This is a genomic window from Bradyrhizobium sp. SZCCHNS3052 (genome assembly GCF_032484495.1).
In the GTDB taxonomy this organism is placed as follows: domain Bacteria; phylum Pseudomonadota; class Alphaproteobacteria; order Rhizobiales; family Xanthobacteraceae; genus Bradyrhizobium.
In genome coordinates this window covers 179,572-205,026 of record NZ_JAUETB010000006.1, presented here as the reverse complement: position 1 = coordinate 205,026, position 25,455 = coordinate 179,572, and the positions used below count along the sequence as shown (strand labels likewise).

General features: G+C 66.6%; 22 protein-coding genes. 12 read left to right on the top strand and 10 right to left on the bottom strand.

From position 1 onward, the window contains the following. Positions 1–16 precede the first annotated feature (16 nt). The 3 genes from QX073_RS20645 to QX073_RS20635 all read left to right on the top strand — a co-directional run bounded on the left by QX073_RS20645 (position 17) and on the right by QX073_RS20635 (position 2,618). Complete coding sequence (locus tag QX073_RS20645) at positions 17–1,063, top strand: DUF2278 family protein (protein WP_316226276.1); 1,047 nt, start codon at positions 17–19, stop codon at positions 1,061–1,063. A gap of 148 nt (positions 1,064–1,211) precedes the next feature. Then, positions 1,212–2,198, top strand: coding sequence for a glutathione S-transferase family protein (locus QX073_RS20640; RefSeq protein ID WP_316226275.1), 987 nt, complete (start codon positions 1,212–1,214; stop codon positions 2,196–2,198). 9 nt (positions 2,199–2,207) lie between these two features. Further along, positions 2,208–2,618: an ACT domain-containing protein gene (locus tag QX073_RS20635; RefSeq protein ID WP_316188495.1), complete on the top strand. Its 411-nt coding sequence runs from the start codon at positions 2,208–2,210 to the stop codon at positions 2,616–2,618. 21 nt (positions 2,619–2,639) lie between these two features. Here QX073_RS20635 and QX073_RS20630 read toward each other — a convergent pair whose 3' ends face one another. Beyond that, entirely contained in the window at positions 2,640–3,698 is a 1,059-nt protein-coding gene (locus tag QX073_RS20630; protein WP_315711411.1) for a LysR family transcriptional regulator, read from the bottom strand. 155 nt (positions 3,699–3,853) lie between these two features. On the opposite strand from QX073_RS20630, the gene QX073_RS20625 reads away from it, so the two are divergent. From QX073_RS20625 to QX073_RS20615, 3 genes are all read left to right on the top strand, one after another. Then, complete coding sequence (locus QX073_RS20625; protein WP_315711412.1) at positions 3,854–5,515, top strand: acetolactate synthase large subunit; 1,662 nt, start codon at positions 3,854–3,856, stop codon at positions 5,513–5,515. Position 5,516: 1 nt separating this feature from the next. Further along, positions 5,517–7,118 carry an FAD-binding protein gene (locus QX073_RS20620; protein WP_316226274.1) on the top strand — a complete coding sequence of 534 codons (1,602 nt, stop codon included), beginning with the start codon at positions 5,517–5,519 and terminating at the stop codon, positions 7,116–7,118. A 111-nt stretch (positions 7,119–7,229) separates the two neighbouring features. Next, positions 7,230–7,853: a glutathione S-transferase family protein gene (locus QX073_RS20615; protein ID WP_316187304.1), complete on the top strand. Its 624-nt coding sequence runs from the start codon at positions 7,230–7,232 to the stop codon at positions 7,851–7,853. A 3-nt stretch (positions 7,854–7,856) separates the two neighbouring features. On the opposite strand, the gene QX073_RS20610 is transcribed toward QX073_RS20615, so the two are convergent. The 6 genes from QX073_RS20610 to QX073_RS20585 form a co-directional block, all read right to left on the bottom strand. Then, complete coding sequence (locus QX073_RS20610; RefSeq protein ID WP_316165159.1) at positions 7,857–8,645, bottom strand: IclR family transcriptional regulator; 789 nt, start codon at positions 8,643–8,645, stop codon at positions 7,857–7,859. A gap of 31 nt (positions 8,646–8,676) precedes the next feature. Continuing rightward, positions 8,677–9,438 (bottom strand): glucose 1-dehydrogenase, encoded by a 762-nt coding sequence (locus QX073_RS20605; RefSeq protein ID WP_316175187.1) that lies wholly within the window; start codon positions 9,436–9,438, stop codon positions 8,677–8,679. After that, positions 9,435–11,168 carry an FAD-dependent oxidoreductase gene (locus QX073_RS20600; protein WP_316187303.1) on the bottom strand — a complete coding sequence of 578 codons (1,734 nt, stop codon included), beginning with the start codon at positions 11,166–11,168 and terminating at the stop codon, positions 9,435–9,437. The genes QX073_RS20605 and QX073_RS20600 overlap by 4 nt, the downstream gene beginning before the upstream one ends. Positions 11,169–11,178: 10 nt before the next feature. After that, a complete protein-coding gene (locus QX073_RS20595; protein ID WP_316187302.1) occupies positions 11,179–12,390 on the bottom strand; it encodes an ABC transporter substrate-binding protein in 1,212 nt (403 codons plus the stop codon). A 255-nt stretch (positions 12,391–12,645) separates the two neighbouring features. Next, complete coding sequence (locus tag QX073_RS34430; protein WP_410051258.1) at positions 12,646–13,101, bottom strand: hypothetical protein; 456 nt, start codon at positions 13,099–13,101, stop codon at positions 12,646–12,648. Between the two features lie 612 nt (positions 13,102–13,713). Beyond that, entirely contained in the window at positions 13,714–14,544 is an 831-nt protein-coding gene (locus QX073_RS20585; RefSeq protein WP_316194877.1) for an alpha/beta hydrolase, read from the bottom strand. 393 nt (positions 14,545–14,937) lie between these two features. Between QX073_RS20585 and parC the strand changes: the two genes are divergently transcribed. The 5 genes from parC to QX073_RS20560 all read left to right on the top strand — a co-directional run bounded on the left by parC (position 14,938) and on the right by QX073_RS20560 (position 20,838). Then, complete coding sequence (gene parC / locus QX073_RS20580; protein WP_315711422.1) at positions 14,938–17,190, top strand: DNA topoisomerase IV subunit A; 2,253 nt, start codon at positions 14,938–14,940, stop codon at positions 17,188–17,190. 261 nt (positions 17,191–17,451) lie between these two features. Further along, a complete protein-coding gene (locus tag QX073_RS20575; RefSeq protein WP_316226273.1) occupies positions 17,452–18,417 on the top strand; it encodes a cation diffusion facilitator family transporter in 966 nt (321 codons plus the stop codon). Between the two features lie 206 nt (positions 18,418–18,623). After that, positions 18,624–19,028 carry an arsenate reductase (glutaredoxin) gene (gene arsC / locus QX073_RS20570; RefSeq protein ID WP_315752927.1) on the top strand — a complete coding sequence of 135 codons (405 nt, stop codon included), beginning with the start codon at positions 18,624–18,626 and terminating at the stop codon, positions 19,026–19,028. Positions 19,029–19,065: 37 nt separating this feature from the next. Further along, a complete protein-coding gene (locus tag QX073_RS20565) occupies positions 19,066–20,340 on the top strand; it encodes an adenylate/guanylate cyclase domain-containing protein (RefSeq protein WP_316226272.1) in 1,275 nt (424 codons plus the stop codon). A gap of 63 nt (positions 20,341–20,403) precedes the next feature. After that, positions 20,404–20,838: a universal stress protein gene (locus QX073_RS20560; RefSeq protein WP_315805837.1), complete on the top strand. Its 435-nt coding sequence runs from the start codon at positions 20,404–20,406 to the stop codon at positions 20,836–20,838. On the opposite strand, the gene QX073_RS20555 is transcribed toward QX073_RS20560, so the two are convergent. Together QX073_RS20555 and QX073_RS20550 are read right to left on the bottom strand one after the other, a co-directional pair. Beyond that, a complete protein-coding gene (locus QX073_RS20555) occupies positions 20,835–22,061 on the bottom strand; it encodes an MFS transporter (protein ID WP_315711428.1) in 1,227 nt (408 codons plus the stop codon). The genes QX073_RS20560 and QX073_RS20555 overlap by 4 nt on opposite strands. Positions 22,062–22,163: 102 nt before the next feature. Beyond that, on the bottom strand, positions 22,164–22,955 hold the full coding sequence (locus QX073_RS20550) for a class I SAM-dependent methyltransferase (RefSeq protein WP_316226271.1): 792 nt from the start codon (positions 22,953–22,955) through the stop codon (positions 22,164–22,166). Positions 22,956–23,157: 202 nt separating this feature from the next. Here QX073_RS20550 and QX073_RS20545 point away from each other — a divergent pair, with 202 nt between their 5' ends. Further along, positions 23,158–24,537 carry an Nramp family divalent metal transporter gene (locus QX073_RS20545; protein ID WP_315827210.1) on the top strand — a complete coding sequence of 460 codons (1,380 nt, stop codon included), beginning with the start codon at positions 23,158–23,160 and terminating at the stop codon, positions 24,535–24,537. Positions 24,538–24,626: 89 nt separating this feature from the next. On the opposite strand, the gene QX073_RS20540 is transcribed toward QX073_RS20545, so the two are convergent. Further along, positions 24,627–25,403, bottom strand: a complete 777-nt coding sequence (locus QX073_RS20540) for an arginyltransferase (RefSeq protein WP_315827209.1) — start codon at positions 25,401–25,403, stop codon at positions 24,627–24,629. Between the last annotated feature and the right edge of the window lie 52 nt (positions 25,404–25,455).

The following is a 25,455-nucleotide window of genomic DNA, read 5'->3' as shown; positions in this document are numbered from 1 at the left end:
AGAGTTGGAGACGACCATGCCATTGAATGACTATTCGCTTCTCAAGGGGCGGCCCATCCACAATCGTCTGGCGACGGGAAGCAGTCCGCACTATCAGGTGCAGGTCTCGGCCGGCGGTGAGCTCTATCGTATCGCCATCAATGTCCGCTCCCAGGATGGCAGCGAGGTCGAATTCCTGGTTCGCTCGCGCTTCGAACATCCAATCGTCGACGACCTGAAGGCGTTTTCGGAAGGGCTGCATCCGTTGGAGAGCAAGCCCGGCGGCGTGGCGCTCGATTTCATCCGGGGCAATCTGATGCAGCCATGGGAGCTGAAGCCGCTGCCGCTGTCGGCCGCGGGCCCCGACAACGATCTCAACGAGAAGATCGACGCCTACGTTCAGCGCGCCATGTCCGACGAGACGGCTCTCATCTATGCCTTCGGCGTCGCATGGGGACCGGAGGAGAAGGCGGACCGCTATTTCGGCTTCAAGCCCGGCCGCGGTATCCACGACATCCATTTCAACCAGGGCAATCCGCCCGGCCAATATGCCAAGGACAACGGTCCCTGGCAGGATGGCGGACTGCTCTTCGAGTTTCCCGACCAGCAGCAATGGGTCGCCATCTTCCTGAAATTCCAGACCCAGGCCTGGCATTCGGACGATGCCAGCGGAGGGGTCATCCTTCCGCCCGATCCCGATTACCCGAACGCGCCGCATACGCCTCCCGACCGCGACCACATTCCGCCGCTCGACGTGCCCGACGGGCTGGTGCGGATCATCGCGGCCTATGTCAACGATGTGCGCACGCCCGAGCACGAGACGGTCACGCTGCTGAACACCGCCGATGTCGACGTCGATCTCACCGGCTGGCAGATCAAGGACAAGCAGAAGAACGCCATGCAACTGAGCGGCATGATCGGGCGCGGCGCCACCCTGGTGGTGCCCATCGTCGCGCCGGTCGCGCTGTCGAACCGGGGCGGCATCATCACGCTGTTGAATGCCGCGGGCGTGAAGGTGCACGGCGTCTCCTATACGCGGGAACAGGCGGCGCAGCCGGGGCGCACCATCCCGTTCCAGTCGTGACCGCGTGTTCGGCGGAGCCGTCTTCTCGGAGCGTGCTCTCTGCTGGCGCAGCGGCGGGGTGACGTGTACTCCTGTCACGTAAGGGCCCAGGCGAAGGGGCTGCAGGTTGCAGTCCTGTGCACAGGCCACGGTGTGAGAGGAGAGCGTCATGGGAGTCCTGGTCGACGGCCAATGGCACGACGTCTGGTACGACACGGCGGCGTCCGGCGGCCGTTTCATCCGCAAGGATTCGGCGTTCCGTAGCTTCGTCACGGCTGACGGCCGTCCGGGCCCATCCGGCACCGGCGGCTTCGAGGCCGAAGCGGGCCGCTATCATCTCTATGTCAGCCTGGCCTGCCCGTGGGCTCACCGCACCCTGATCATGCGCGCGCTGAAGGGGCTCGATGACATGATTTCGGTATCGGTCGTGCACTGGCTGATGCGCGAGCAGGGCTGGACGTTTGCCGAGGGTCCGGGCGTCGTGGCCGACAGCGTCAATCACGCCGGCCTTCTGCATCAGGTCTACACCGCCGCGGAGCCGCATTATTCCGGCCGCGTCACCGTGCCCGTGCTCTGGGACAAGCAAAACCGCACCATCGTCAACAACGAGTCGTCAGAGATCATCCGCATGCTGAACTCGGCGTTCGACGGCGTCGGCGCCAGGCAAGGCGACTATTATCCGCAAGCCCAGCGCGATGAGATCGACGCCATCAATGCGCGCGTCTACGACACGCTGAACAACGGCGTCTACAAATGCGGCTTCGCGACCACGCAATCCGCCTATGAGGAGGCGATCGGCCCGCTGTTCGCCACGCTCGACTGGCTGGAGGAGCGGCTGTCGGCGCGCCGCTTCCTGCTCGGCGACACCATGACCGAGGCCGACATCCGGCTGTTCACGACGCTGATCCGCTTCGATGCCGTCTATGTCGGCCACTTCAAGTGCAACATCCGCCGCATCGCCGACTATCCGCATCTTTCAGCCTACACGCGCGATCTCTACCAATGGCCGGGGATTGCCGCGACGGTGAATTTTGAGCACATCAAGCGGCACTACTACGAGAGCCATCGCACCATCAATCCGACCGGCATCGTCCCGGTCGGGCCGCGGCAGGATTTCACCTCGCCGCATGGGCGCGAGCGCCTGGCGGCGAACTGACGGGGATCCATGGCGGGCGGACGCAACCTCGATACGCTGCTGCGCACGATGGCACCCGAGCTGCAGGACGGCGTATTCGTGTTCTGCACCGTCGATACGCATCACGACATCCCGGCCGAGCTGACGCCGTTGATGCTGTTTCGCGAGCGCGAAGGGATCACGCTGATCGTCCGGCGCGAGGACGCCGAGCAGGCCGGGCTGCCGTATCAGTTCGTCGCGCGCCTGATCACGCTGTCGGTGCGATCAGCGCTCGATGCGGTCGGCTTCCTCGCCGCAGTCACGACCTGCCTCGCAGGGGCCGGCATCAGTGTCAACGCGGTCTCGGCCTTTCATCATGATCACCTGTTCGTACCCGAAGCGCAGGCAGAGCAGGCAATGCGGGTTCTGGAGGAGATGTCGCGCCGCGCGGCCGTCGGATGATGGCGCAGGGCCACGCCCCGGTCAGGCTTTGCTCCTGGTATGACTTCGCGACCGGTTGCGCCGGGGTGCACCCGGCTTCTTGCGTGATCTCGGCCGAGATCGATGCGCGTTGCGTGCGGCGCGCGGAGCCGGCGGCCGGCGCGGTCCGGTCAGCATTTGCGCGGCTTGCGCGCGCACCATGTCCATCAGCATCATCGCCGCCGGCGACAGGGTGCGGCCCTTCAGGCGCAGGATGCCGAACTGCGCCAGCAGCAGGTCGGATGCGCGCGGCTCTTTCAGCTCGGCCACATTGAGCCGGACCAGCTGACCGGAGGCCAGCTCGTGGGTGACGACCGCATCCCCCGCGACGAGCACGACGTCCGAGCGGACCGCCATTTGCACCAGCAGGCCGGCGTTCTCGGATTCGAGGGCGACATTGAAACCGCGTCCCCGTGGCGCGGCGATCAGGTCGTCCAGCCGCCGGCTGAAGTCCGGCGGCAGCGCGACGGAGGCGAAGTGCTGGCCGGCCAGATCGCGCGCCGACAGCTCCCGTCGCCCCGCCAACGGATGGGTCGGCCGGCAGTAGAAGTAGCCGGGAAGGCTTCCGAGCGGCTCGAGGTCCAGGCTGTCGTCGGTCCTGATGTCGGTGATGTGCGCCAGGAAGAAATCGAGCTTGCCTTGTTGCAGCACGTCCATCAGGGCGCGCCAATTGTCCTGCACCAGCTTGATGCGCACGGATGGATGCTCGGCATACAGCTGCGCCATCGCATCCGGCAGCAGCACTAGGCCCGTGAACGCGCCGACGCCCACCGTCACCTGGCCGGCATCGCCCGAGCGCAACAGCCGCATCTCGCGGCCGAGATCGTCGGCGCCCGACAACAGCGAGCGGGCCCGCGCCACCAGCCGTTCGCCGACCGCCGTGATCTCCACCGAGCGCGAGCTGCGGTCGAACAGCCGCATCCCCGCTTCGTCCTCCAGGGTCTGCAGGCTGCGGCTCAGCGCCGACTGGGTGACATGGGCGCGCTTGGCGGCCCGGGCGAAATGCCGCTCTTCCGCGAGGTAGACCAGCTGCTGCAACTGACGCAACGTTGGTGTGTGCATCGATGATCCCAGCTCATTGATCAAAGCATAACAATTCATTGGATTTCTGAGACCGTCAATTCCAAAATGGCACAAATACAAACAGGGGAAATGCCATGGCGGGGCCGGCCAAGTCGCCCCGAGCTGCGGCAGTTTCCCCGCAACAGGCTTTTCTCATGCCCAACGGCGCACAAGCTCTGATACGGACCCTGGTCAATTCCGGCATTCGGGTCTGCTTCACCAATCCTGGCACCTCCGAGATGCATTTCGTCGCGGCGCTGGACTCCGCGCCGGAGATGCGCGCCGTGCTGTGCCTGTTCGAAGGGGTGGCGACCGGTGCGGCGGACGGCTACGCCCGGATGACCGGCACGCCCGCGGCAACGCTGCTGCATCTCGGTTGCGGCCTCGGCAACGGCCTCGCCAATCTGCACAATGCGCGCAAGGGCAAGGTGCCCGTCGTCAACATCGTCGGCGACCACGCCACCTATCATGTCCCTTATGACGCGCAGCTCCAGTCCGATATCGAGACCGTCGCGCGCAACGTCTCGCCGGAATTCGTCTGGACCTCGCAGGTGACGTCGGAGCTGTGCCGCGATGCGGTGGCGGCCGTGAAGGCGGCGTGCTCCTGGCCCGGACAGGTCGCGACGCTGATCCTGCCGGCCGACGTGTCCTGGGGTGAGGGCGGCGTCGCCGAGCCGGCGCCGGTGATCGAGCCGCCGGCGCCTGCGGACGATGCGACCGTGCAGGCCGTCGCCGAGGCGATCAGGGCGGGCGGCCGCAGCGCTTTTCTACTCGGAGGCACGGCGCTGCACGAGGAGTCGCTGCTGGCGGCCGCGCGCATCGCCGCGACCTGCGGTGTGAAAGTCTATGCCGAAACGTTTCCGACACGCATGCAGCGTGGAGCGGGCCTGCCGGCCGTCGAGCGGATCGCCTATCTCGCCGAGATGGCGCAGATCCAGCTCAAGGAGATCGACACCCTGATCCTGGTCGACGCCAAGGCGCCGGTGTCGTTCTTCGCCTATCCCGGCAAGAAGAGCTATCTGCCGCATGACGGCTGCAAGGTGCTGACCTTGTCGACGCCGGCGCAGCACGCCGCGTGCAGCCTGACCAGGCTTGCCGCCGCCCTGGAGGCCGGGCGCGCCACGCCGGCATTGTCGCCGGCCTCGCGGCCCGGGCGTCCGCGCGGCAAGAAGCTGACCGCGGAAAAGGTCTGCAAGGCCGTTGGTCACCTCCTGCCCGAGAACGCCATCATCATCGACGAGGCGATCAGCTCCGGCCTGATGCTGTCGAAATTCACCGCGGGCGCGCCGCGCCACGATCTGATCACTTTGACCGGCGGCGCCATCGGGCAGGGGCTGCCGAATGCCATCGGGGCGGCGATCGCCTGTCCCGACCGGCCGGTGATCGCGCTGATCGGCGACGGCAGCTCGATGTATACGATCCAGTCGCTGTGGACGATCGCGCGCGAGCGGCTCAACGTCACCGCCATCATCTTCAACAACGCCTCCTACTCGGTGCTCAACGTCGAGCTGGAACGGGTCGGCGCCGAGGAGATCGGACCGAAGGCGCGGGCGCAGCTCGACCTGCACGGGCCGGTCCTCAAGCTCGCGCAGATCGCCGACGGCATGGGCGTGCGATCGACCCGCGTCACCACGCCGGACGAACTCACCAGCGCCTTGCAGGGGGCGCTGGCGCGGCCGGGGCCCCATCTGATCGAGGCGATGGTGCCGCCGGCGCTGACCGGCCTCAAGCTGAAGCTCCTGCCGCACCTCCTGGGATCGCTCGACCGCGTTCCGCTGCCGGTGGCGCGGATGCTCAAGCGCAAGATCGCGCCGTGACATGAGCGCGACGCTGCAATCCGATGTTGTCATCGCCGGCGGCGGTCTTGCCGGCATCGTCACCGCGCTGGAGGCACTGCGCGCCGGCAAGTCGGTGACGATCGTGGACCGGGACACGCCCGAGCGGCTCGGCGGGCTGGCGCTGTGGGCATTCGGCGGCATGGCGCTGATCGGCACGCCGTTGCAGGCGCGCATGAAGATCCCGGATACGCCGGAGATCGCGTTGCGCGACTGGATCAGGTTCGGCGAGCTCGATGCCGCCGAGCACTGGCCGCTGCAATGGGCGCGCTACTACGTCGCGCATTCCCGCAGCGAGGTCTACGACTGGCTGCTGGCGCACGGCGTGACGTTCATGCCGGCAGTGAACTGGGTCGAGCGCGGCCGGTACGGCGACGGCAATGCGCTGCCGCGCTATCACATCGTCTGGGGCACCTCGCAGCGGCTCACGCGCGTAATGATCGAAGCGATGCGCGCGGCCGACGGTGGCGGCAGGCTGACGGTGCTGCACCGTCATCGCGTTGTCAGCCTCGATTGCGCTGCCGGCGCCGTATCGGGCGTGGTCGCCGTCAACGAGGAGACGGGCGCCGAAATCCGCATCGCCGCGCCGCTGACGGTGCTGGCGATGGGCGGCCTCAATGGCAGCCATGCGGAGGCCCGCGCCAACTGGATCAAGGGCCGGCCGCTGCCGGCGGCGATGCTCAATGGCGCGCATCCGTTCTCCGACGGCAAGTTGCATCACCACGCGGCCGAGGCGTTCGGCGCCGAGATCACGCATGCCGGCGAGATGTGGAACTACGCCGCCGGCATCCCGCATCCGTTTCCGCATTTCGAGGGCCATGGCCTGTCGCTGGTGCCGTGCAAATCGGCATTGTGGCTCAATCACAGGGGCGAGCGCATCGGGCCCGAGCCGCTGGTGACCGGCTTCGACACCCATGATCTGTGCCAGCGCGTCGCGGCGCAGGAGAAGCCGTATACGTGGCATCTGTTGAACTGGCGCATCGCTGCCAAGGAGTTCGCCATCTCCGGCGCCGAGCACAATCCGCGCATCCGCGACCGGCAGATGCCGATGTTCCTCAAGGAGACGCTGCTCGGCAATCATCGCCTGGTCAGGCAGATGCAGCGCGAGAGCCGGCATTTCCTGGTCGACGAGACGCTGACCGGTCTCGCCGCCAAGATGAATGCGCTGACCGGCACCGGCGACGTGAAGCCGGAGGTGCTGCAGGCCACCGCCGACGCCTTCGACGCGAACTTTGGGAATGGCGACAAGCTCCACAATGACGATCAGTTGCGCCGCATCCTGCACGCGCGGCAATGGGGCCCCGACAAGCTCCGCACCTGCAAGCCTGCGCCGCTGCAGGCCCCGGGCGCCGGGCCTTACATCGCCATTCATATGCAACTGATTACCCGCAAGAGCCTCGGCGGCCTCAAGACCGATCTGCAGAGCCGGGTGCTCGACACCACGGGTGCGCCGATCGGCGGGCTCTATGCCGTCGGCGAAGCCGCCGGCTTCGGCGGCGGCGGCGCGTCGGGCAAGCGTTCGCTGGAGGGCACGTTCCTGCCGGGTTGCATTCTCACCGCACGGGCGGCGGTGCGCGCGATGTGACGGCTACGGGAACCGTACGAGTCGGCGGAACCGCCGCTGAATTTTTGCTCCGTCACTGTCGATCCGGTGCTGCGACGTTCGTCTTCAAGGCACAGGAGATGGAGACCCGTCATGAAGATCTACTGGATCAAGGCCCAGGCGCCGCGCCGCGTGCTCGCGCTGGTCAAGCATCTCGGCGTGCCCGCCGAGTTCATCGACATCAGCCGCGGCCTGAAGACGCCGGAGTTCGCCGCGCTCAACCCGAATATGAAGGCGCCGGTGCTGGTCGACGGCGACACCGTGCTGTGGGAGTCGACCGCCATCATGGCGCACCTCTGCATCCGCGAGAGCTGCGACATGTGGCCGGCGCGCAATCCGCAGGAGCAGATCGAGGTGCTGCGCTGGCTGGCCTGGAACGACTGCCACTGGGCGCCGGCGGTCGGACCGTTCTATTTCGAGCACATCGTCCGCAAGACGTTCGGCCTCGGTGCGCCCGACCGTGCCGCGCTGGCCGGCAAGGTCGCCAACCTGAAGACCTTCGCCGCCGTGCTCGATGCGCATCTGCGGGCGCGCGGCCACGTCGCCTGCGACCGGCTCACCATCGCCGATTTCGCGGCCGCGTCGATGGCGACCGACTGGCGCGAGGCCGAGATGCCGATGGAGGCGTTTCCGAACATCGTGCGCTGGCTCGATGGCCTGATGCGGCTGCCGGCGTGGGCCGAGCCGTGGCCGGAGAAACGCTCGGTCGCGGCCTGAGCGTCACGGCTGCGCGATGCCGTGGCCGAGCTGCTTGGAGATCTCGGCCGCACACGCGCGCAGGCGGTTGGCGAGCGGGGACTGCCAACCGGCGTCGAAGGTGCCGGCCGGGCCCATCGCGGTGATGACCAGTGCGACGTGGCCGGCGTGATCGAACACCGGTGCGGCGAAGGCATTGACGCCGGGCAGCGGATCGCCGATGGCGCGCGCCAGGCCCTGTGCGCGCACCTCGGCCAGCATCTCCGCCACTTTCGGGCTCTTCGGTGCGCGCTTCGGATTGTAGCCGACACCGAGATGATCGAGGCCGGTGTCGAGCGCGGCCTTCACGGTCTTCGGCGGCAGGAACGCCGCGAACGCGCGGCCCGTCGCCGTCTCCAGCAGCGCCATGATCGAGCCGACGCGCATCACGATGTGCACCGGATGGCTCGGCTCCTCAAGCCGCACCACGGTTGGGCCATTGGTGCCCCACACCGCGAGCGATACCGCGTGATCGATCGCGCCGGCGAGCGCTGCGATCTTCGGGGTGGCGATCCGGACCGCCGACAGCCGCCGCAGGCTGATCAGGCCGAGCTCGAGCGCCAGCGGGCCGATCTCGTAGCGGCCGGTGGTTTCGTCCTGCTCGATCAAACCGATGCGCGAGAAGCTGACGAGATAGGGATGCGCCTTGGCCGGCGGCAGCCCGGCCTCGCGCGCGAGGTCGCGCAGCATCATCGGCTCGCCGCTGCGCGCCAGTGCCTGCAGCAAGGTGCCGCCGACCTCGATCGACTGGATGCCGCGGCTCTCTCGTCCCATGTCTTGTTGTGCCCCTGGTCCGGCGCCGTGCCTACACCGCCAGGAAGCCGCCGTCGACCGGCAGCGTGACGCCGTTGACGTAGGACGCCATGTCGGAGACCAGGAACGCCACCGGGCCAGCGAGCTCCTCGGGCTGGCCGACGCGGCCGAGGGGCGTGCGGCTCATGAAGCCGGCGAGCCGCTCGGGATCGTTGCGGGTCGACTCCGTCATCGCGGTGGCGATCACGCCGGGGGCGATGGCATTGACGCGGATGCCGTCCGCGGCGAGCTCGCGCGCCAGCGCCTGGGTCAGCGACTTCACGCCGCCCTTGGACGGCGAATAGCCGAGCGTGTTGCTGATGCCGACGAAGGAGGCGACGGATGCAATGTTGACGATCGTGCCGCGCGTCGCGCGCAAGGCGGCAAGGAAGGCGTAGGTGACGTTGAACACGCCGTTGAGATTGACGTCGAGTACGCGCTGCCAGTTCTGTGGCGCACGCGGCGAGTCGATGTTCTCGCGAATGATGATGCCGGCATTGTTGACGAGGATCGAGATGGCGCCGACCTCGGCGCGCAATTGCGCCGCCAATGCGGTGCATCCGGCGGCGTCGGTGACATCCAGCCGATGCGCCCACGCCTGGCGGCCGTGCTCGCGGATCTCGGCGGCGCAACGCTCGGCACCCTCCAAGTCGATGTCGGTGATGACGACATCGGCGCCGCGGCCGGCGAGGCCGAGCGCAATCGCGCGGCCATTGCCGTGCGCCGCCCCTGTGACCAGCGCAAGCTTGCCGGCCAACATCTGACTGTCGCTCATGCGGCGCTCCTTTGGCCAGCGCGTTCGGCGAGATGGCGGCCGGCAATGTAGCCGAAGGTCAGCGCCGGTCCCAGCGTGATGCCGGCGCCCGGATAGTTGCCGCCCATGATGCTCGCCATGTCGTTGCCGGCGGCATAGAGCCCCTCGATCGGGTGGCCCTGGGCGTCGAGCGCGCGGGCATGCGCATCGGTGCGGATGCCGGCATAGGTGCCGAGATCGCCGATCACCATCTTGATGGCGTAGAACGGCCCGTCCTTGATCGGCGCCACACACGGGTTCGGCCCGTGCAGCGCATCGCCCTGATAGCGATTGTAGGCGCGCGAGCCCTTGCCGAACGTGGGATCCTGGCCCAGCGCGGCATCGGCGTTGAACGCGGCGACGGTTGCTTCGAGCCCCCGCGGATCGATGCCCGTCGTGCTCGCGAGCTCGGCGAGCGTCGCGCCGCGCTTGAGATAGCCGGTGCTCAGATGGTGCCCGAGCGGCATCGGGAACGGCGGCACGCAGCCGAGGCCGTAGCGGCGCAACGAGCGGTGATCGGTGATCAGCCAGGCCGCGATCTCGCGGCCGGGCTTCGCCGCCTTGACCATCGCCTGCACGAAGTCGTGGTAGGAATTGCCTTCATTGGCGAAGCGCACGCCGTCCGCGGTCACTGCGATCACGCCGGGTTTGGCACGGTCGATGAAGTGCGGCATCACGCCCTTGCTGCCGTCCTTGCGCGTGGTGACGGAGACCGGCACCCAGGCCGCCGCGTGCGGCAGGCCGTCCTCGACCCGGCCGCCGACGGCCTCCGCCAGCCGCAGGCCGTCACCGGTGTTGCCGACGGGGCCGGGCGACACATGCTCCTGTCCGGTCGGCGCATGCGGAAACATCGCCTTGCGCCTCTCGACGTCATGCGGGAAGCCGCCGCAGGCCAGCACCACGCCGAGCCGCGCATTGACCCTGATACGCTTGCCCTGCCGCGTCACCACGGCGCCGCGCACGGCCTCGCCGTCGCGGATCAGCTCGGCCACCGGCGACGACAGCCACAGGGGAATGCCGAGATCGAACGCGGATTTCGCCAGCCGCCCCGCCAGCGCATTGCCGTTGGTCAGCGTCATGCCGCGGCCATGGCGCAGCACGTCCAGCGCATGCTTCGACAGCCGCTTCGCGACGTAGAACGCCGACGCCAGCGACTTGGTCGCGCGCATGAAGTGGATGATCTCCTTGCCGGAGCCGAGCATCATGCCGAACACGGTGAGCTCGGGCAGCGGCTGGCCGAGATCCTCGATGTGACGCCCAAGCTCGCGACCGTCGAACGGCCGGGTCACCATCGAGCGGCCGCCTTGGGTGCCGCCCGGCGCCTCCGCGTGGTAGTCCGGAAAGGTCAGCGGCATGTCGAACTTCAGCGCGGTCTTGCTGGTGAAGAAGTCGACGGCCTCCGGCCCCTTGGTCAGGAACGCGTCGACGCGCGCCGCATCGAAACTGTTGCCGGCCTCATGGCGCAGATAGGTGCGTGCCAGCTCTGGCGGCTCATCGATGCCCCAGGCCTTGGCGAGCGATGTGCCCGGAATCCACAGCCAGCCGCCGGATCGCGCCGTGGTGCCGCCGAAGCGCGGCTCCTTCTCGGTCACGATGACCTTCAGCCCGGCATGGGCGGCGGTGACCGCCGCCGACAGCCCGGCGCAGCCGGAGCCGACCACCAGCACGTCGCAATCATGGGTGTCGCCGGCCGGGTGATCTGCTCCGCTCATGTGCGCGCTCCTACTTCTTCAGCAGCGGGCACTTGGATTCGGAGACCGGCCGGAACGCATCCTCGCCCTTCACGGTCTTGACGATCTCCAGATAGTCCCACGGCTCCTTCGATTCCGACGGCTTCTTGACGCGGGCCAGATACATGTCGCGGATGACGCGGCCGTCCTCGCGCAGCTTGCCGCCGTGAACGAACGTATCCTCGATCGGCAGCTCGCGCATCTTCGCCATCACCGCCTTCGGATCGTCGGTACCGGCCGCCTTGATGGCCTTGAGATAGTGCAGCACGGAGCCATAGACGCCGGTCTGGATCATCGTCGGCATCACCTTGGCGCGGGCGAAGAACTTCTTCGACCAGGCGCGGGTGTTGTCGTCCATGTTCCAGTACGACGCCGTGGTCATGTAGGTGCCTTGCGCGGCCTCGAGCCCGATCGCATGCACGTCGGTGTCGAACATCAACAGGCCGACCAGCTTCTGGCCGCCCTTGACCAGGCCGAACTCGCCGGACTGCTTGATGGCGTTGTCGGTGTCCTGCCCGGCATTGGCGAAGGCGACAACGTCGGCCTTCGAGCTCTGCGCCTGCAAGGCGAAGGAGGAGAAGTCGGCAGTGTTGGTCGGATGCTTGACGCCGCCGAGGATGGTGCCGCCGAGCTCCTTGATGAAGCGCGTGGCGTCCTTCTCCAATTGCTGGCCGAAGGCATAGTCCGCGGTGATGAAGTACCAGGATTTGCCGCCCTGGCCGATCACGGCCGAGGTCGTCACCTTGGACAGCGCATAGGTATCGTAGGTGAAGTGCACGGTGTTCGGGCTGCACAGCTCGTCGGTCAGCGAGCTCGCGCCGGGCCCTGACAGCAGCGCGATCTTGTTGCGCTCGCGCACCATGTTGTGCACGGCGATCGCGATACCGGAGTTGGGGATGTCGACGACCGCGTCGACCTTGCCGTTGTCGAACCAGTCGCGTACGACCGTCGTTCCGACGTCGGTCTTCATCTGGTGATCGGCGCTGATGATCTCGATCGGCTTGCCGAGCACGGTGGGGCCGAACTCTTCGACCGCCATTTTCGCCGCCTCGACTGAGCCCGGGCCGCTGTTGTCGCGGCCCCAGCTCGAGAGATCGGTGAGCACGCCGATCCGCACCACGTCGTCAGAAACCTGGGCTGAAGCGCCTGTCGCGATGAATGATGTCGTTGCCAGGAACGCGCAGGCGAGCAGCTGCCGTCGCATGAAGATCCTCCCCGTTTTGCTCCGCTCTGTCGGCGGCGACGGGAGTTAGACATTGACGAATAGATTTGTCAATTGCGAACGGGTGGGACGTGGCGCAGGGGCTGGGGGGATGGACGCGGGAGGCCGGCGGCGCGTCAGGCGCGATCCGACATCCTCATGGTGAGGAGCGCCGCGTGCGGCGCATCTCGAACCAGGAGGTCCGGAAGTGAGCGCGTTGGGAATGCTCTACGACTGTAGGAAAGCCTGTGATCCGCTCTACATGCGCGGCATGATCTGCAGTTCGAGCAGCGCGAGCCGCTGCATCGCGGTGACGTCGCGCTCGCCGGCCTTGGCGGCGCGCAGCACGGCTTCCGCAAGCAGGTTCACGTTCGTCGAACTCACCGGCTCAGGCAGCGCGGCGACCGACGCGTTGAGGGCTTCGGTCATCAGCGCGATGACATCAGGCGAAAAGGATGCATCGGAAAAATTCTTCATGCAAAGATGCCCGCCAGCAGGTCGTGCTTCGGTTGATATCGCATACGCATTACGTTGATGCGGAGAGAACGCGCCTCGGGCGCCATCGGTTCCCGCGGTCGCGCCGAGCCTCAGCCGGTCCGGTTTCTGATATGCAGAATGGCGCGATCTCCCATGCGCCAATTGCCCGTCGAGCCAATCTGCCGCAGGGGGCTCGCCTTGTGTCGTCGGGCAAATCAGGACGATGTTTCCCGGCATCCCGCCTCCACAGGAGGGGCGCATCGCGATCGTCACGAGACGTAGGAAGCGGGGAGCGGTGGCCTGCCGGATCGCAGCGCGCATGTGCGCGCGGACGAACGAGTCCAGCAGGACGACGAAATCGCAGCGTCCTGGCGCCCCGATGCTGGCGCCAAGTCCGTGGGTGATGATCCCAGGGGCGACGGTGGCTCACAAGCCGGACACCGGGGAGACTGCGTATAACTCGTAAGCCCATCGCACAGGGAGGGCCGGGTCGTCCGGCTGAACCTGTGGTACCTGCCGCCTGCATTTTTTGAGCAGGCGGGCCACGGGCCTCAGTCGAGGTCCGGCCTTCCCTGTGCCCTCTGTCCGAAGAGGGTAATCGATCTTGATAGCTCGGGCGCGGAGCGCGTCGCGAGAAGGCAGGACGACGTCTCCAACGCGGAAATTGAGATAGTGGATCAATGGTAGCCCCGAACTCGTCGTGCCCGGGCTTGTCCCGGGCATCCACGTCGTTCGGCGTGTGCAGTGCTGCGTGGATGGCCGGGACAAGCCCGGCCATGACGAGCAAGATTTGAGATCTATCGCTTCATCGGCATCGGAATGCGCATTCGGCGAAGTGCAATGATCGAGCTACCCCCTGACGAACGCGAGCAGGTCCGCATTGATCACGTCGGCATGCGTCGTCGCCATGCCGTGCGGGAAGCCCGGATAGGTCTTCAACGTCCCATGCTTCAGCAGCTTGATGCCGAGGCGCGCGGAGTCGTCGATGGGCACGATCTGGTCGTCCTCGCCATGCATCAGCAGCACCGGCACGTCGATCGCCTTGAGGTCCTCGGTGAAGTCGGTTTCGGAGAACGCCTTGATGCAATCGTAATGCGCCTTGGCGCCGCCCATCATGCCCTGGCGCCACCAGTTGCGGATCACGCCTTCGGAAACCTTGGCGCCATTGCGATTGAAGCCGTAGAACGGGCCGGTCGGAATATCGAGGAAGAATTGCGCGCGGTTGGCGGCGAGCGCCGCGCGGAAGCCGTCGAACACCTCGATCGGCAGCCCGCCGGGATTGCTCTCCGTCTTCAGCATGATCGGCGGCACCGCGCCGAGCAGGGCAGCCTTGGCGACGCGGCCCTTGCCGTGCTTCGCCACGTAGCGCGCGACCTCGCCGCCACCGGTCGAGTGGCCCACATGGATCGCGTCTCGCAGGTCGAGCTTGGCGGCGAGCGCGGCGACATCGGCCGCATAGGTGTCCATCTCATTGCCGGTCTCCGTCTGGCTGGAGCGACCGTGACCGCGCCGGTCATGCGCGATGACGCGAAAGCCCTTGTCGAGGAAGAACAGCATCTGCGCGTCCCAGTCGTCGGACGACAGCGGCCAGCCGTGGTGGAAGACGATCGGCTGGCCCGAGCCCCAATCCTTGTAGAAGATCTGCGTGCCGTCCGATGTCGTCACGAATCCTGAGCTCATGGAGTGTCTGCCTTTCTCACTGGATGGAATCTGCCGCGTTCAAGGCGCGGCGTGATGGCGCGCCTCGTCGCGTCGGCCCGCAACCAAGGATGCCCGCTGCCACCTTAGCGACGGTGACGATCTCAGCAACACAGACTCGTGTGCGACAGCGTTGCACCTCAACGGGACGCGCGTTGGCTGCTCAATCCGTGAGCGGAGCCGCATGCACCGGCGGCGCGTGATCTGCATGATTTGCGGGCTACTTTGCGGTTCCGCGGCCGGACACCCGGCTTTTTCCTCCTGGAACCGGGCAGGGCCGTCATTGCGCCCCGGCGCGTCATCGCATAAAGCCTGTTCCCAAATCGTTCACGCCAGCTCAAGCTCCTGGGCTAACCCACTGAAAGCTAAACGCTAATGGGAAAATCACTGATTCCGCCGGAGCCGGCGGAGATTCACGAGGTCGCGCTGCGCGAGGCGCTGGAGGAGCGCTATCTCGCCTACGCGCTCTCGACCATCATGCACCGCGCGCTGCCGGACGCGCGCGACGGCCTCAAGCCGGTCCACCGGCGCATCCTTTACGGCATGCGGCTGTTGCGGCTCGATCCCGGTACCGCGTTCAAGAAGTCCGCCAAGATCGTCGGCGACGTGATGGGCTCGTTCCATCCGCATGGCGACCAGGCGATCTACGACGCGATGGTCCGCCTCGCGCAGGACTTTTCCTCTCGCTATCCGCTGGTCGACGGCCAGGGCAATTTCGGCAACATCGACGGCGATAATCCGGCGGCCTATCGCTACACCGAAGCGCGCATGACCGACGTCGCGCGTCTGCTGTTGGACGGCATCGACGAGGACGGCGTCGAGTTCCGGCCGAACTATGACGGCCAGTCGAAGGAGCCGGTGGTGCTGCCCGGCGGCTTCCCGAACCTGCTTGCCAACGGCGCGCAGGGCATCGCCGTGGGCATGGCCACCTCGATCCCGCCGCACAACGCCGCCGAGCTGTGCGACGCCGCGTTGCATCTGATCGAGAAGCCCGACGCCAAGTCGCGCGCGCTGTTGCGCTGGGTGAAGGGCCCGGACTTCCCGACCGGCGGCACCGTGATCGACTCCAAGGAATCGATCATCGAGGCCTACACCACCGGCCGCGGCTCGTTCCGTGTCCGCGCCAAGTGGAAGCAGGAGGAGGGCAACCGCGGCACCTGGATCGTCGTCATTACCGAGATTCCCTATCTCGTGCAGAAGTCGCGCCTGGTCGAGAAGATCGCAGAGCTGCTCAACGAGAAGAAGCTGCCGCTGGTCGGCGACGTCCGCGACGAATCCGCAGAGGACGTGCGGCTCGTGATCGAGCCGAAGTCGAAGAACGTCGATCCGGCGCTGATGATGGAATCGCTGTTCCGGCTCACCGATCTCGAGAGCAAGATTCCGCTGAACCTCAACGTGCTGATCAAGGGCAAGATCCCGAAGGTGGTGGGTCTCGCCGAGTGCCTGCGCGAATGGCTCGACCATCTGCGCGACGTGCTGCTGCGACGCTCGAACTACCGCAAGAATCAGATCGAGAACCGGCTGGAGATTCTCGGCGGCTATTTGATCGCCTACCTCAACATCGACGAGGTGATCCGGATCATCCGCACCGAGGACGAGCCCAAGCCGGTCCTGATGAAGACGTTCAAGCTCACCGAGGTCCAGGCCGAGGCCATCCTCAACATGCGCCTGCGCTCTCTGCGCAAGCTCGAGGAAATGGAGATCCGCACCGAGGACAAGAACCTGCGCGGCGAGCTGAAGGGCATCAATGCGCTGCTGGGATCCGAGCAGCTGCAATGGGCCAAGGTCGGCGAGCAGGTCAAGACGGTCCGCGACATGTTCGGGCCGAAGACGCCGCTCGGCAAGCGCCGCACCAATTTCGCCGACGCGCCCGAGCACGATCTCGCCGCCATCGAGGAGGCCTTCATCGAGCGCGAGCCGGTTACGGTCGTCGTCTCCGACAAGGGCTGGGTGCGCACCTTGAAGGGCCACGTCGCCGACCTGTCGAACCTGCAGTTCAAGACCGACGACCAACTCGGCCAGGCGTTCTTCGCCGAGAACACCTCGAAGGTGCTGCTGTTCGCCAGCAATGGCAAGTTCTACTCGCTCGACGTCGGCAAGCTGCCCGGTGGCCGCGGCCATGGCGAGCCGATCCGCATGTTCATCGACCTCGACCAGGACGCCTCGATCGTGTCGATGTTCGTCGCCAAGGGCGAGCGCAAGTTCCTCGTGGCGGCCTCCGACGGCCAGGGCTTCGTGGTCAAGGAAGAGGACTGCGTCAGCAACACCCGCAAGGGCAAGCAGGTGCTCAACGTGACCGCGCCAGCGGAAGCGCGCGCGATCACCACCGTCGCGGGCGATCAGGTCGCGGTCATCGGCACCAACCACAAGATGGTGGTGTTCGGGCTCGACCAGGTGCCGGAGATGGCGCGTGGCCGCGGCGTCCGGCTGCAGAAATACACCAGCGCGCAGCTGTCCGACGTCACCACCTTCGAGCAGAAGCAGGGGCTGGCCTGGAAGGATTCCGCCGGCCGCGATCAGGGCCTGAGCTGGAAGGAATTGGCCGACTACCGGGGCAACCGCGCCGACGCCGGCCGCATCGCGCAGGGGCTGCCGAAGTCGAACAAGTTCAACCGGCCGATCGAGTGAGGCGCGGGAGAGTGAAGATCGAGCGCCCCTTCGGTCTGCCACTCATCGGGACGACACCAAGACTGTCGTCCCGGGCAAGCCATCGGCAACGCGTAGCGTTGTCCGATGGCGCCGACCCGGGACCCATAACCACAGGACGTGGGAATGGGCAGGCTGGAACGACGCGCGTGCCAACCGATTGCCGCCGGTGGCTATGGGTCCCGGCTTTCGCCGGGACGACATCGAGAGCGCTCATCAGCAGCGAGTAGTAGGTCAGATCGCATGGCGCACTCACACCAGCATCACGACGACCACCGCGACCATGATCATTCGCACGGCCACTCACATGCCCACGGCCACGCCGGCCACAGCCATGCGCCGGCGAGCTTCGGCGCGGCCTTCGCGATCGGCGTGTCGCTCAACACCGGCTTCGTCATCGCCGAGCTCGTTTTCGGCTACGCCGCGCATTCGCTGGCCCTGATCTCGGACGCGGTCCACAATCTGTCCGACGTGATGTCGCTGCTCCTGGCCTGGGGCGCGCTGTGGTTGTCGGGCCGGCGGCCGACCGATCGCCATACCTACGGCTATCGCCGCGCCTCGATCCTGGCGGCGCTGATCAATGCCGGTCTGCTGCTGCTGGTCGTCGGCGGCATCGCCGTCGAGGCGTTCGACCGCCTGCGCAATCCGGGGGAGGTGGTCGGCACCACTGTGCTGTGGGTCGCCGCGCTCGGCATCGCCATCAACGGCGCCACCGCGCTGCTGTTCATGCGCGGCCGCGACACCGACCTCAACATCCGCGGCGCCTACCTGCACATGGCCGCCGACGCCGCGGTGTCGTTCGGCGTGGTCGTCGCGGCACTGGTCACGATCTGGACGGGGTGGCTGTGGGTCGACCCGGCGGTCAGCCTGGTCATCGCGCTCGTGGTGCTGTTGAGCGGCTGGGAGCTCGCCCGCGACAGCGTCAATCTGGCGCTCGACGCCGTGCCGCGCGACATCGCGCTTCCCGAGGTGCGCGATTATCTCGCCTCCCTCGACGGCGTCAGCGAGGTGCACGACCTCCATGTCTGGGCGATGAGCACCAACGAGACCGCGCTGACGGCGCATCTGGTCCGGGCAGGCGGAACGGATGATGCGTTCCTGCATCGCGTCTGCGCCGAGCTGTCACATCGCTTCAACATCCAGCATCCGACCCTGCAGATCGAGGCCGATGGCTGCGCCTGCAAGCTCGCTCCTGCCGACGTGGTGTAAGCCGCGATGGGTCAGCTCCGTCCTGCCAGTCTGCACATCGCGCCGGCGATTTCCCTCGACCGGCGGAGTTCCCATTCCGGCCGGCGGCGGCGCCGTGATAACAGTGACCATCTCCCGCATCGCGGCCGCACCATCAGGCACACGATGTCTGGGGTGAGACGCACGGCACGGAAATGTGCCTTTGGAATGCAACGACTGGACAGCCCATGCCCGTGACGATCTTTCACAATCCGGCCTGCGGCACGTCGCGCAACACGCTCGCGATGATCCGCGCCTCGGGTGAGGAGCCTGAGGTGATCGAATATCTGAAGACGCCGCCGAGCCGCGAACAGCTGATTGCGCTGATCAACGCGATGGGCGTCAGGGTGCGCGACGTGCTGCGTGAGAAGGGCACGCCCTATGCCGAGCTTGGTCTGGGCGATCTCAAATGGACCGACGACCAGCTGATCGAGGCGATGCTCGCGCATCCCATCCTGATCAACCGGCCGATCGTGGTGACCAGCAGGGGTGCGCGGCTCTGCCGCCCGTCCGAACTTGTGCTCGACCTGCTCGATCATCCCGTCTCCTCCTTCACCAAGGAGGACGGCGAGGTGGTGAGCCGGCCTGCCTGAAGCCTTCCGGATCGTGACGCGTTGGTGAGTTGAAACGATGGATACGGCGACCCGTCTCGAAGTGGCGAGCTGGCTCGTAGGTCAGAGCCTGACCGGAATGCCGGAGAACGAGATCCTGCGCGGCTTCTGCGAGCGCTGTCGCGCGGCCGGGCTTGAACTGTCGCGCAGCCTTGCGATCATCGATACGCTGCATCCGATTTTCGAGGGGCGTGGCTTCCGCTGGAACGATTTCGACACGAACGAAGCCGACAGCTTTGAATATGGCTCCAGCAATGAGGGAGAGGCGGCACAGAATTGGCGGCGCTCGGTCTTCCACCACATGCTGGAGAACGGCCATGACGAGTTCAGCATTGACTTCATGAATTGTGCGCATCTCGATTTTCCGATCATCGAGGAGCTTTCCGCACAGGGACATCGGCACTATCTCGCCTTCGTGCACCGGTTCGGGGAAGCCGGCACGCTCGGCCAGATGGACTGCTTCTATTCGAACTGGCTGACGCGGCGTGACGGCGGCTTCACCGACACGCAGGTCGGCGCATTGCGCGACCTGGTCCCGCTGCTCGCGCTGACGATCAAATCCGCGCAGCAGGTCGACATCGTGCGAACCCTTGGCCGCGTCTATCTCGGCCGCGATGCGTCGGAGCAGGTGCTGCGCGGCCGGATTTCCCGCGGTGTCACCGAGCGCATCAATGCGGTGCTGTGGTTCTCCGACCTGCGCAGTTCGACCGCAATCAGTGAGAGCATATCGCCGGACGAGATCATCCCGCTGCTCAACGACTATGCGGAAGCCTCGATCGACGCGATCTACGAGTCCGGCGGCGACGTGCTGAAGCTGATCGGCGACGGCGTGCTGGCGATCTTCACCGGAGGCGACATGGCCTCGGCTCGCCGGGCTGCGCTGCGTGCCGAGCATCGCTTTCGGCTGAACATCCTGAAGCTGAACGCACGGCGCGCCGGCGAGGGACGGCCCGTCACCTCGGCCTATGTCGGCCTGCATGTCGGCGAGGTGTTCTACGGCAATATCGGCAGCGAGGACCGGCTCGACTTCACCGTCGTGGGACCGGCCGTCAACGAGGTCAGCCGCATCGCCTCGATGTGCCGCTCGGTCGATCGCGAACTGTTGGCGTCCGCCGAATTCTGCGAGGGGCTCGACGACGAAGGTCGCCGCTACCTGGTGTCGACCGGCCGCTACGCGCTGCGCGGCATCGGCCGCGCGCAGGATCTCTTCACGCTCGATCCGGAAATTGCCGGCAGCGCCTTGGCCACGCGGGCCTACGAGAACTACCTGGCGGACGAGATGTCGCACCCTTGACCCACGTCAATGCCCAGCCGAAGCGAGTCTGCCCAGCATCCCTCTGCCGGGAGATGAAAGCTCATGTACAAACATATTCTGCTGCCGACCGATGGCTCCGATCTGTCCAAGGCCGCGATCAAGCACGGCATTGCGCTCGCCAAGGCGACCGGCGCAAAGGTCACGGCGCTGGTGGTGTCGACGCCGCTGCATTCGCTGGTCGTCGATCCTCACGCTGCGACCAAGGCGCTCGCGCAATACAAGTCGCTGGTGGCCGATCAGACCGCGAAATATCTCGATCATGTGAAGGACGATGCCGAGCAGGCCGGCGTCGCCTGCGCCACGCTCTGCGTCGAGCACGACAAGCCCTATGAGGCGATCGTCGAGACCGCCCGCAAGCAGCATTGCGATCTGGTGCTGATGGCCTCGCATGGGCTGCGCGGCGTCTCGGCGATCCTGGGCAGCGAGACCTTGAAGGTGCTGACGCATTCGACCGTGCCGATCCTGGTCTATCGCTAGGCGGGCTGCGGCTCCGGTTGCCGCGCGATCGCCACGACCGGCGAGGCGAGGATGACGAGCGCCTGCAGGCCGAAGATGGCGGCGACGAGGTAGAGACACGTGTCGGCGCCGTAGCGGCCGCCGACGACCGCGCCGAGCAGCGAGCCCAGCGGACGGGCGCCGTAGCTCAGGATGTTGATGGCCGACACCCGCCCGAGCAGGCCGGCCGGGGTCACCGACTGCCGCAGCGTCGTGGTCGAGATCACCCAGAGGATCGGCCCGGCGCCGAGCAGGAAGAAGCTGAGCCCGGCAAGGACAGGCGAGGGAACGAACGTGGTCAGTGCCATCACGAGCGCCGCGGCGAAGCCGGTGACGGGGCCGAGCCCGATGACGGTGCCGAACGGCAGAAGCCGCATGATGCGCGTCGCCAGCAGCGCGCCGCACACCATGCCGACGCCGAACATCGACAGCACCGAGCCGACGCCTCCTGCCGACAGGCCGAGCCGGTGGACTGCATAGGGCACGAACACCGCGAGCAGCAGGAAATGGGCCGTGTTGAAGATGAACTGGGTTGCGAACACCGGCCGCAGCAGCGGATGATGCAGCACGAAGGCGGCGCCTTCCCTGATGTCGGCCAGCGGATGGCGGCGCGGCACGGGCGCGCGGGCGGGCTCGGCGATGCCGGCCAGGCAGACGGCTGCGACCAGCGAGAGCGCAGCGGCGCAGCCGAAGGCGGGCGCGCCGCCGATCCAGCCGACCAGCACGCCGCCGAGCGCGGGCCCCGCGGCGAAGGCGACGGTACGGGCAAGCTCGATGCGCGCATTCGCAGGCGCCAACTGGGCGGGGGCGACCAGGCTCGGCACCAGGGCCGGCGCGGCGACGCTGAACACCACCGTGCCGCACACCGCTGCGAATCCAAGCGCCGCCAGCAACGGCAGCGTGAGCGCGCCGGCCGCGAAGGCGATGAGGATCGCGAGCAGCGCCAGCGCGCGAAGCATCTCTGCCAGCGCCATCAGCAGCCGTCGCGACATCCGGTCGGCGAGCAGCCCCGCAGGGATCGCGAACAGCACGAAGGGCGCGGTCAGCGCCGTCTGCAAGAGTCCAGTCTCGCCCTCGCCGACACCGAGCGCGAGCACCGCGACGATCGGCGCTGCGGCGAGCGCGATCTGCTCGGCCGATTGCGCGGTGAGGTTCGACCAGGCGAGGCGGTGGAAGGCGGCGGGCAGGGCGGGCGAGGGAGTCATGAAGAGGAACCTGATGTGATGATGTGGCCATCATCGCCGCTCAGCCTCCCTGCGCCCACCCGCTTCCTGATCTCCGGCATCGGCCGTCGTGCTGCGGACGGCCTACGCCGCGGTCGGTGCCTCGGCCAATCCCCATTCCGGCGGCAGCGTGCGGAACGCCAGATGCGTGCCGGCATTCAGCGGCGCCGTCTTGAAGCTGAACCGGTGCCAGGCCAGCGCCAGCGCATGCTGGGTGTAGATCGAGATGTGGCCGTTGCGCGGCGCGATGTACCACCAGGACATGCCCTGGCTTTCGAAGTCGTCCGGCTGGGTCAACGTCGAGTAGAATACCGCGCCCGGTTCGGCCACGCAGGCTGCCATGGCTCCGATCGTCGCCAGCGGATCGGGCACGTGCTCCAGCGTCTCGAAGCAGGTGACGAGATCGAACTTGCGATCGGGTTGGGTTGCGTGCTCGGCCACCATCGGATCATAGGTGACCGCTTCCGCGAAGCCTTGAGCGCGCAGGCCGGTGCAGAACAAGTCGTTGCCGCCGCCGAAGTCGAGCACCCGCATTCCGGCCTTGTGTGGCGCCCAGAAGCGGGCCACGGCCGCCGCATTGTCGGTCGGCCGCTTGATCCGATAGTCCGGATCCACGGCTTCGTAGCCGTCGTTGTAAATGTGGGTCTTGAACTGCTCAATGCTCCAGTCGTCGAAGGCGTCCGTGAATAGGAAGCCGCAATCCGCGCAGCGCCGGTAGTAGATTGGTACGCCGGCCAGCGGCGGGCGATGGGCATGGGCCGTCTGGCAGGGGCGGTTCATGTCGACCACGCCGTAGAGCGAGGCAGGACCGTCACAGATCTTGCAAGGCACGGGCGCGTTCGTGACCGGTCGGAGCCCGAGTTGGGTAGAGAGCATGGTGGATCCCGTCAGTGGGAAGTGGCGCCCGTCGCCGATGGGGCCGCCTCGAGGAGGCGGGCCGCGAATCGGCAGGGACGAGCTTTCGCAATGATGAAGCGGTATCGGAGGATTTCCAGCATCTCTATGTGGCACCGCCACATGGGCAAGTCGCACTTGCAAGTAAGTTGCATTAAACGTCGGTTTCGTCCAGGATAGCGCCATGGACGCAAAATCGTCAGACCTTTCGCAGCTGCACGCCATGGTTCCGCCGAGCGACCGCCTGAACGGAGGCTGGCGCGGTGAGCGCGGCGATCCGTCTCTCGGCGACATGTTCGCGACGGTACGAACCGCGACAAAAGGGTCGCTCTGGCGCAAGCTGCTGGCCTTTCTCGGACCCGGTTACCTCGTCGCCGTCGGCTATATGGACCCCGGCAATTGGGCAACGTCGCTGGCCGGCGGTGCCAAGTTCGGCTACGTCCTGCTCTCGGTCGCGCTGCTGTCCAACCTGATGGCGATCGTGCTGCAGTCGCTGTGCACACGGCTCGGCGTCGCCACCGGCCGCGACCTCGCCCAGGCCTGTCGCGACTCTACCCCGCGCTGGGTCTCGGTGCCGCTTTGGCTGTCGGCGGAGATCGCGATCACGGCCACCGACCTCGCGGAAGTGATCGGTACTGCGATCGGTCTCAGCCTGCTGTTCGGGCTGCCGCTGTCGATCGGCGTCTGCGTCACCGCACTCGATGTCTTCCTGATCCTGGCGCTGCAGGCGTTCGGCTTCCGCTGGATCGAGGCGTTCGTGGTCGCGCTGCTCGGCATCATCGCGCTGTGCTTCGCGATCCAGATCGCGATGGCGCAGCCGGACTGGGCCGAGGTGGTGAAGGGCTTCGTTCCCAGCGGACAGCTGATCGCCAATCCGGAGATGCTCTATCTGGCGCTCGGCATTCTCGGCGCCACCGTGATGCCGCACAATTTGTATCTCCACTCGGGCCTGGTCCAGACGCGCGGCTACGGCGACAGCCCAGAGGACAAGCGCGAGGCGATCACGCTTTCCACGATCGATTCGACCATCGCGCTGTGCCTGGCGCTGACCATCAACGCCTCGATCCTGATCCTGGCGGCGGCGACGTTCCACCGCACCGGACAACGCGACGTCGCCGAGCTTGACCAGGCGTATTCCTTCCTGGCGCCGCTGCTCGGGTCGACGCTGGCGCCGACGCTGTTTGCGATCGCGCTGTTGTGCTGCGGCCTGAATTCGACGATCACCGCGACACTGTCCGGCCAGATCGTGATGGAGGGCTTTCTTCACTGGCGGATCGCGCCCTGGCTGCGCCGGCTGATCACCCGCATGATCGCAATCGTGCCGGCCGTGGTGGTGACGATCTGGGCCGGCGAGAAGGCGACCGGGCAGCTCCTGATCCTCAGTCAGGTCGTGCTCAGCCTGCAACTGCCGTTCGCCATCGTACCGCTGGTGCTGCTCACCGCGAGCCGGGCCAAGATGGGGCAGTTCGTGGCGCCGCGCTGGCTGACGGCGATTGCGACCTTGATCGCGGTGGTGATCATCGCGCTCAATGCCAAGCTGGTGTGGGATCTGGCCACGGGATGATGAGGAGAGGCGAATAGCGAGTGGGGAGTAGCGAATAGGGACGTTCGAAGCGCTCTATTCGCTACTCCCCATTCGCTATTCGCCTCCTCCTAGTCCTGCGGCTCTGGCGCGGTGTCGCCTTCGGCATCCACGCGCAGCCAGCCGGCAGCCGCGAGCCGTTGTTGCGGCAGATAGCGGCTCTTGTAGTCCATCTTCTTCGAACCCTCGATCCAATAGCCGAGATAGACGTAGGGCAGGCCCTGGCGCCGCGCCCGGGCGATGTGGTCGAGGATCATGAAGGTGCCGAGCGAGCGCGTGGTCTCCGACGGGTCGAAGAACGAGTACACCATCGACAGGCCATCGCTGAGCACGTCGGTCAGGGCGACCGCGACCAACTCGCCGCCCCTGGCGTTCGGACCGTTGCTCAGATTGCGGCGGCGGTACTCGATGATTCTCGTCTCGACATGGCTGTCCTCGACCATCATGGCGTAATCGAGCACCGTCATGTCGGCCATGCCGCCATGGCGATGGCGCTGATCGAGATAGCCGCGGAAGATCGAATATTGCTCGGAGGTCGGCACGGCGCTGCGCTGCTCGCCGACCAGATCGGAGTTGCGCGCGAGCACCTTCCGGAAGTTGCGCGAGGGGCGGAATTCGTTGGCGATCACGCGGACGGACACGCAAGCGCGGCACTGGTCGCAGGCCGGCCGGTAGGCGATCGACTGGCTGCGACGGAAGCCGCCATGGGTGAGAAGGTCGTTGAGATCGGTCGCCTTGTCGCCGACCAGATGCGTGAACACCTTGCGTTCCTGCCGGCCCGGCAGATACGGGCAGGGCGAGGGCGCGGTCAGGTAGAATTGCGGGGTGTCACGCGAATGCTGGGTCAAGGAACGTCGTGAGCCTCCGAGGCGATCATCAACAGAATTGCGCTCCGGAGGC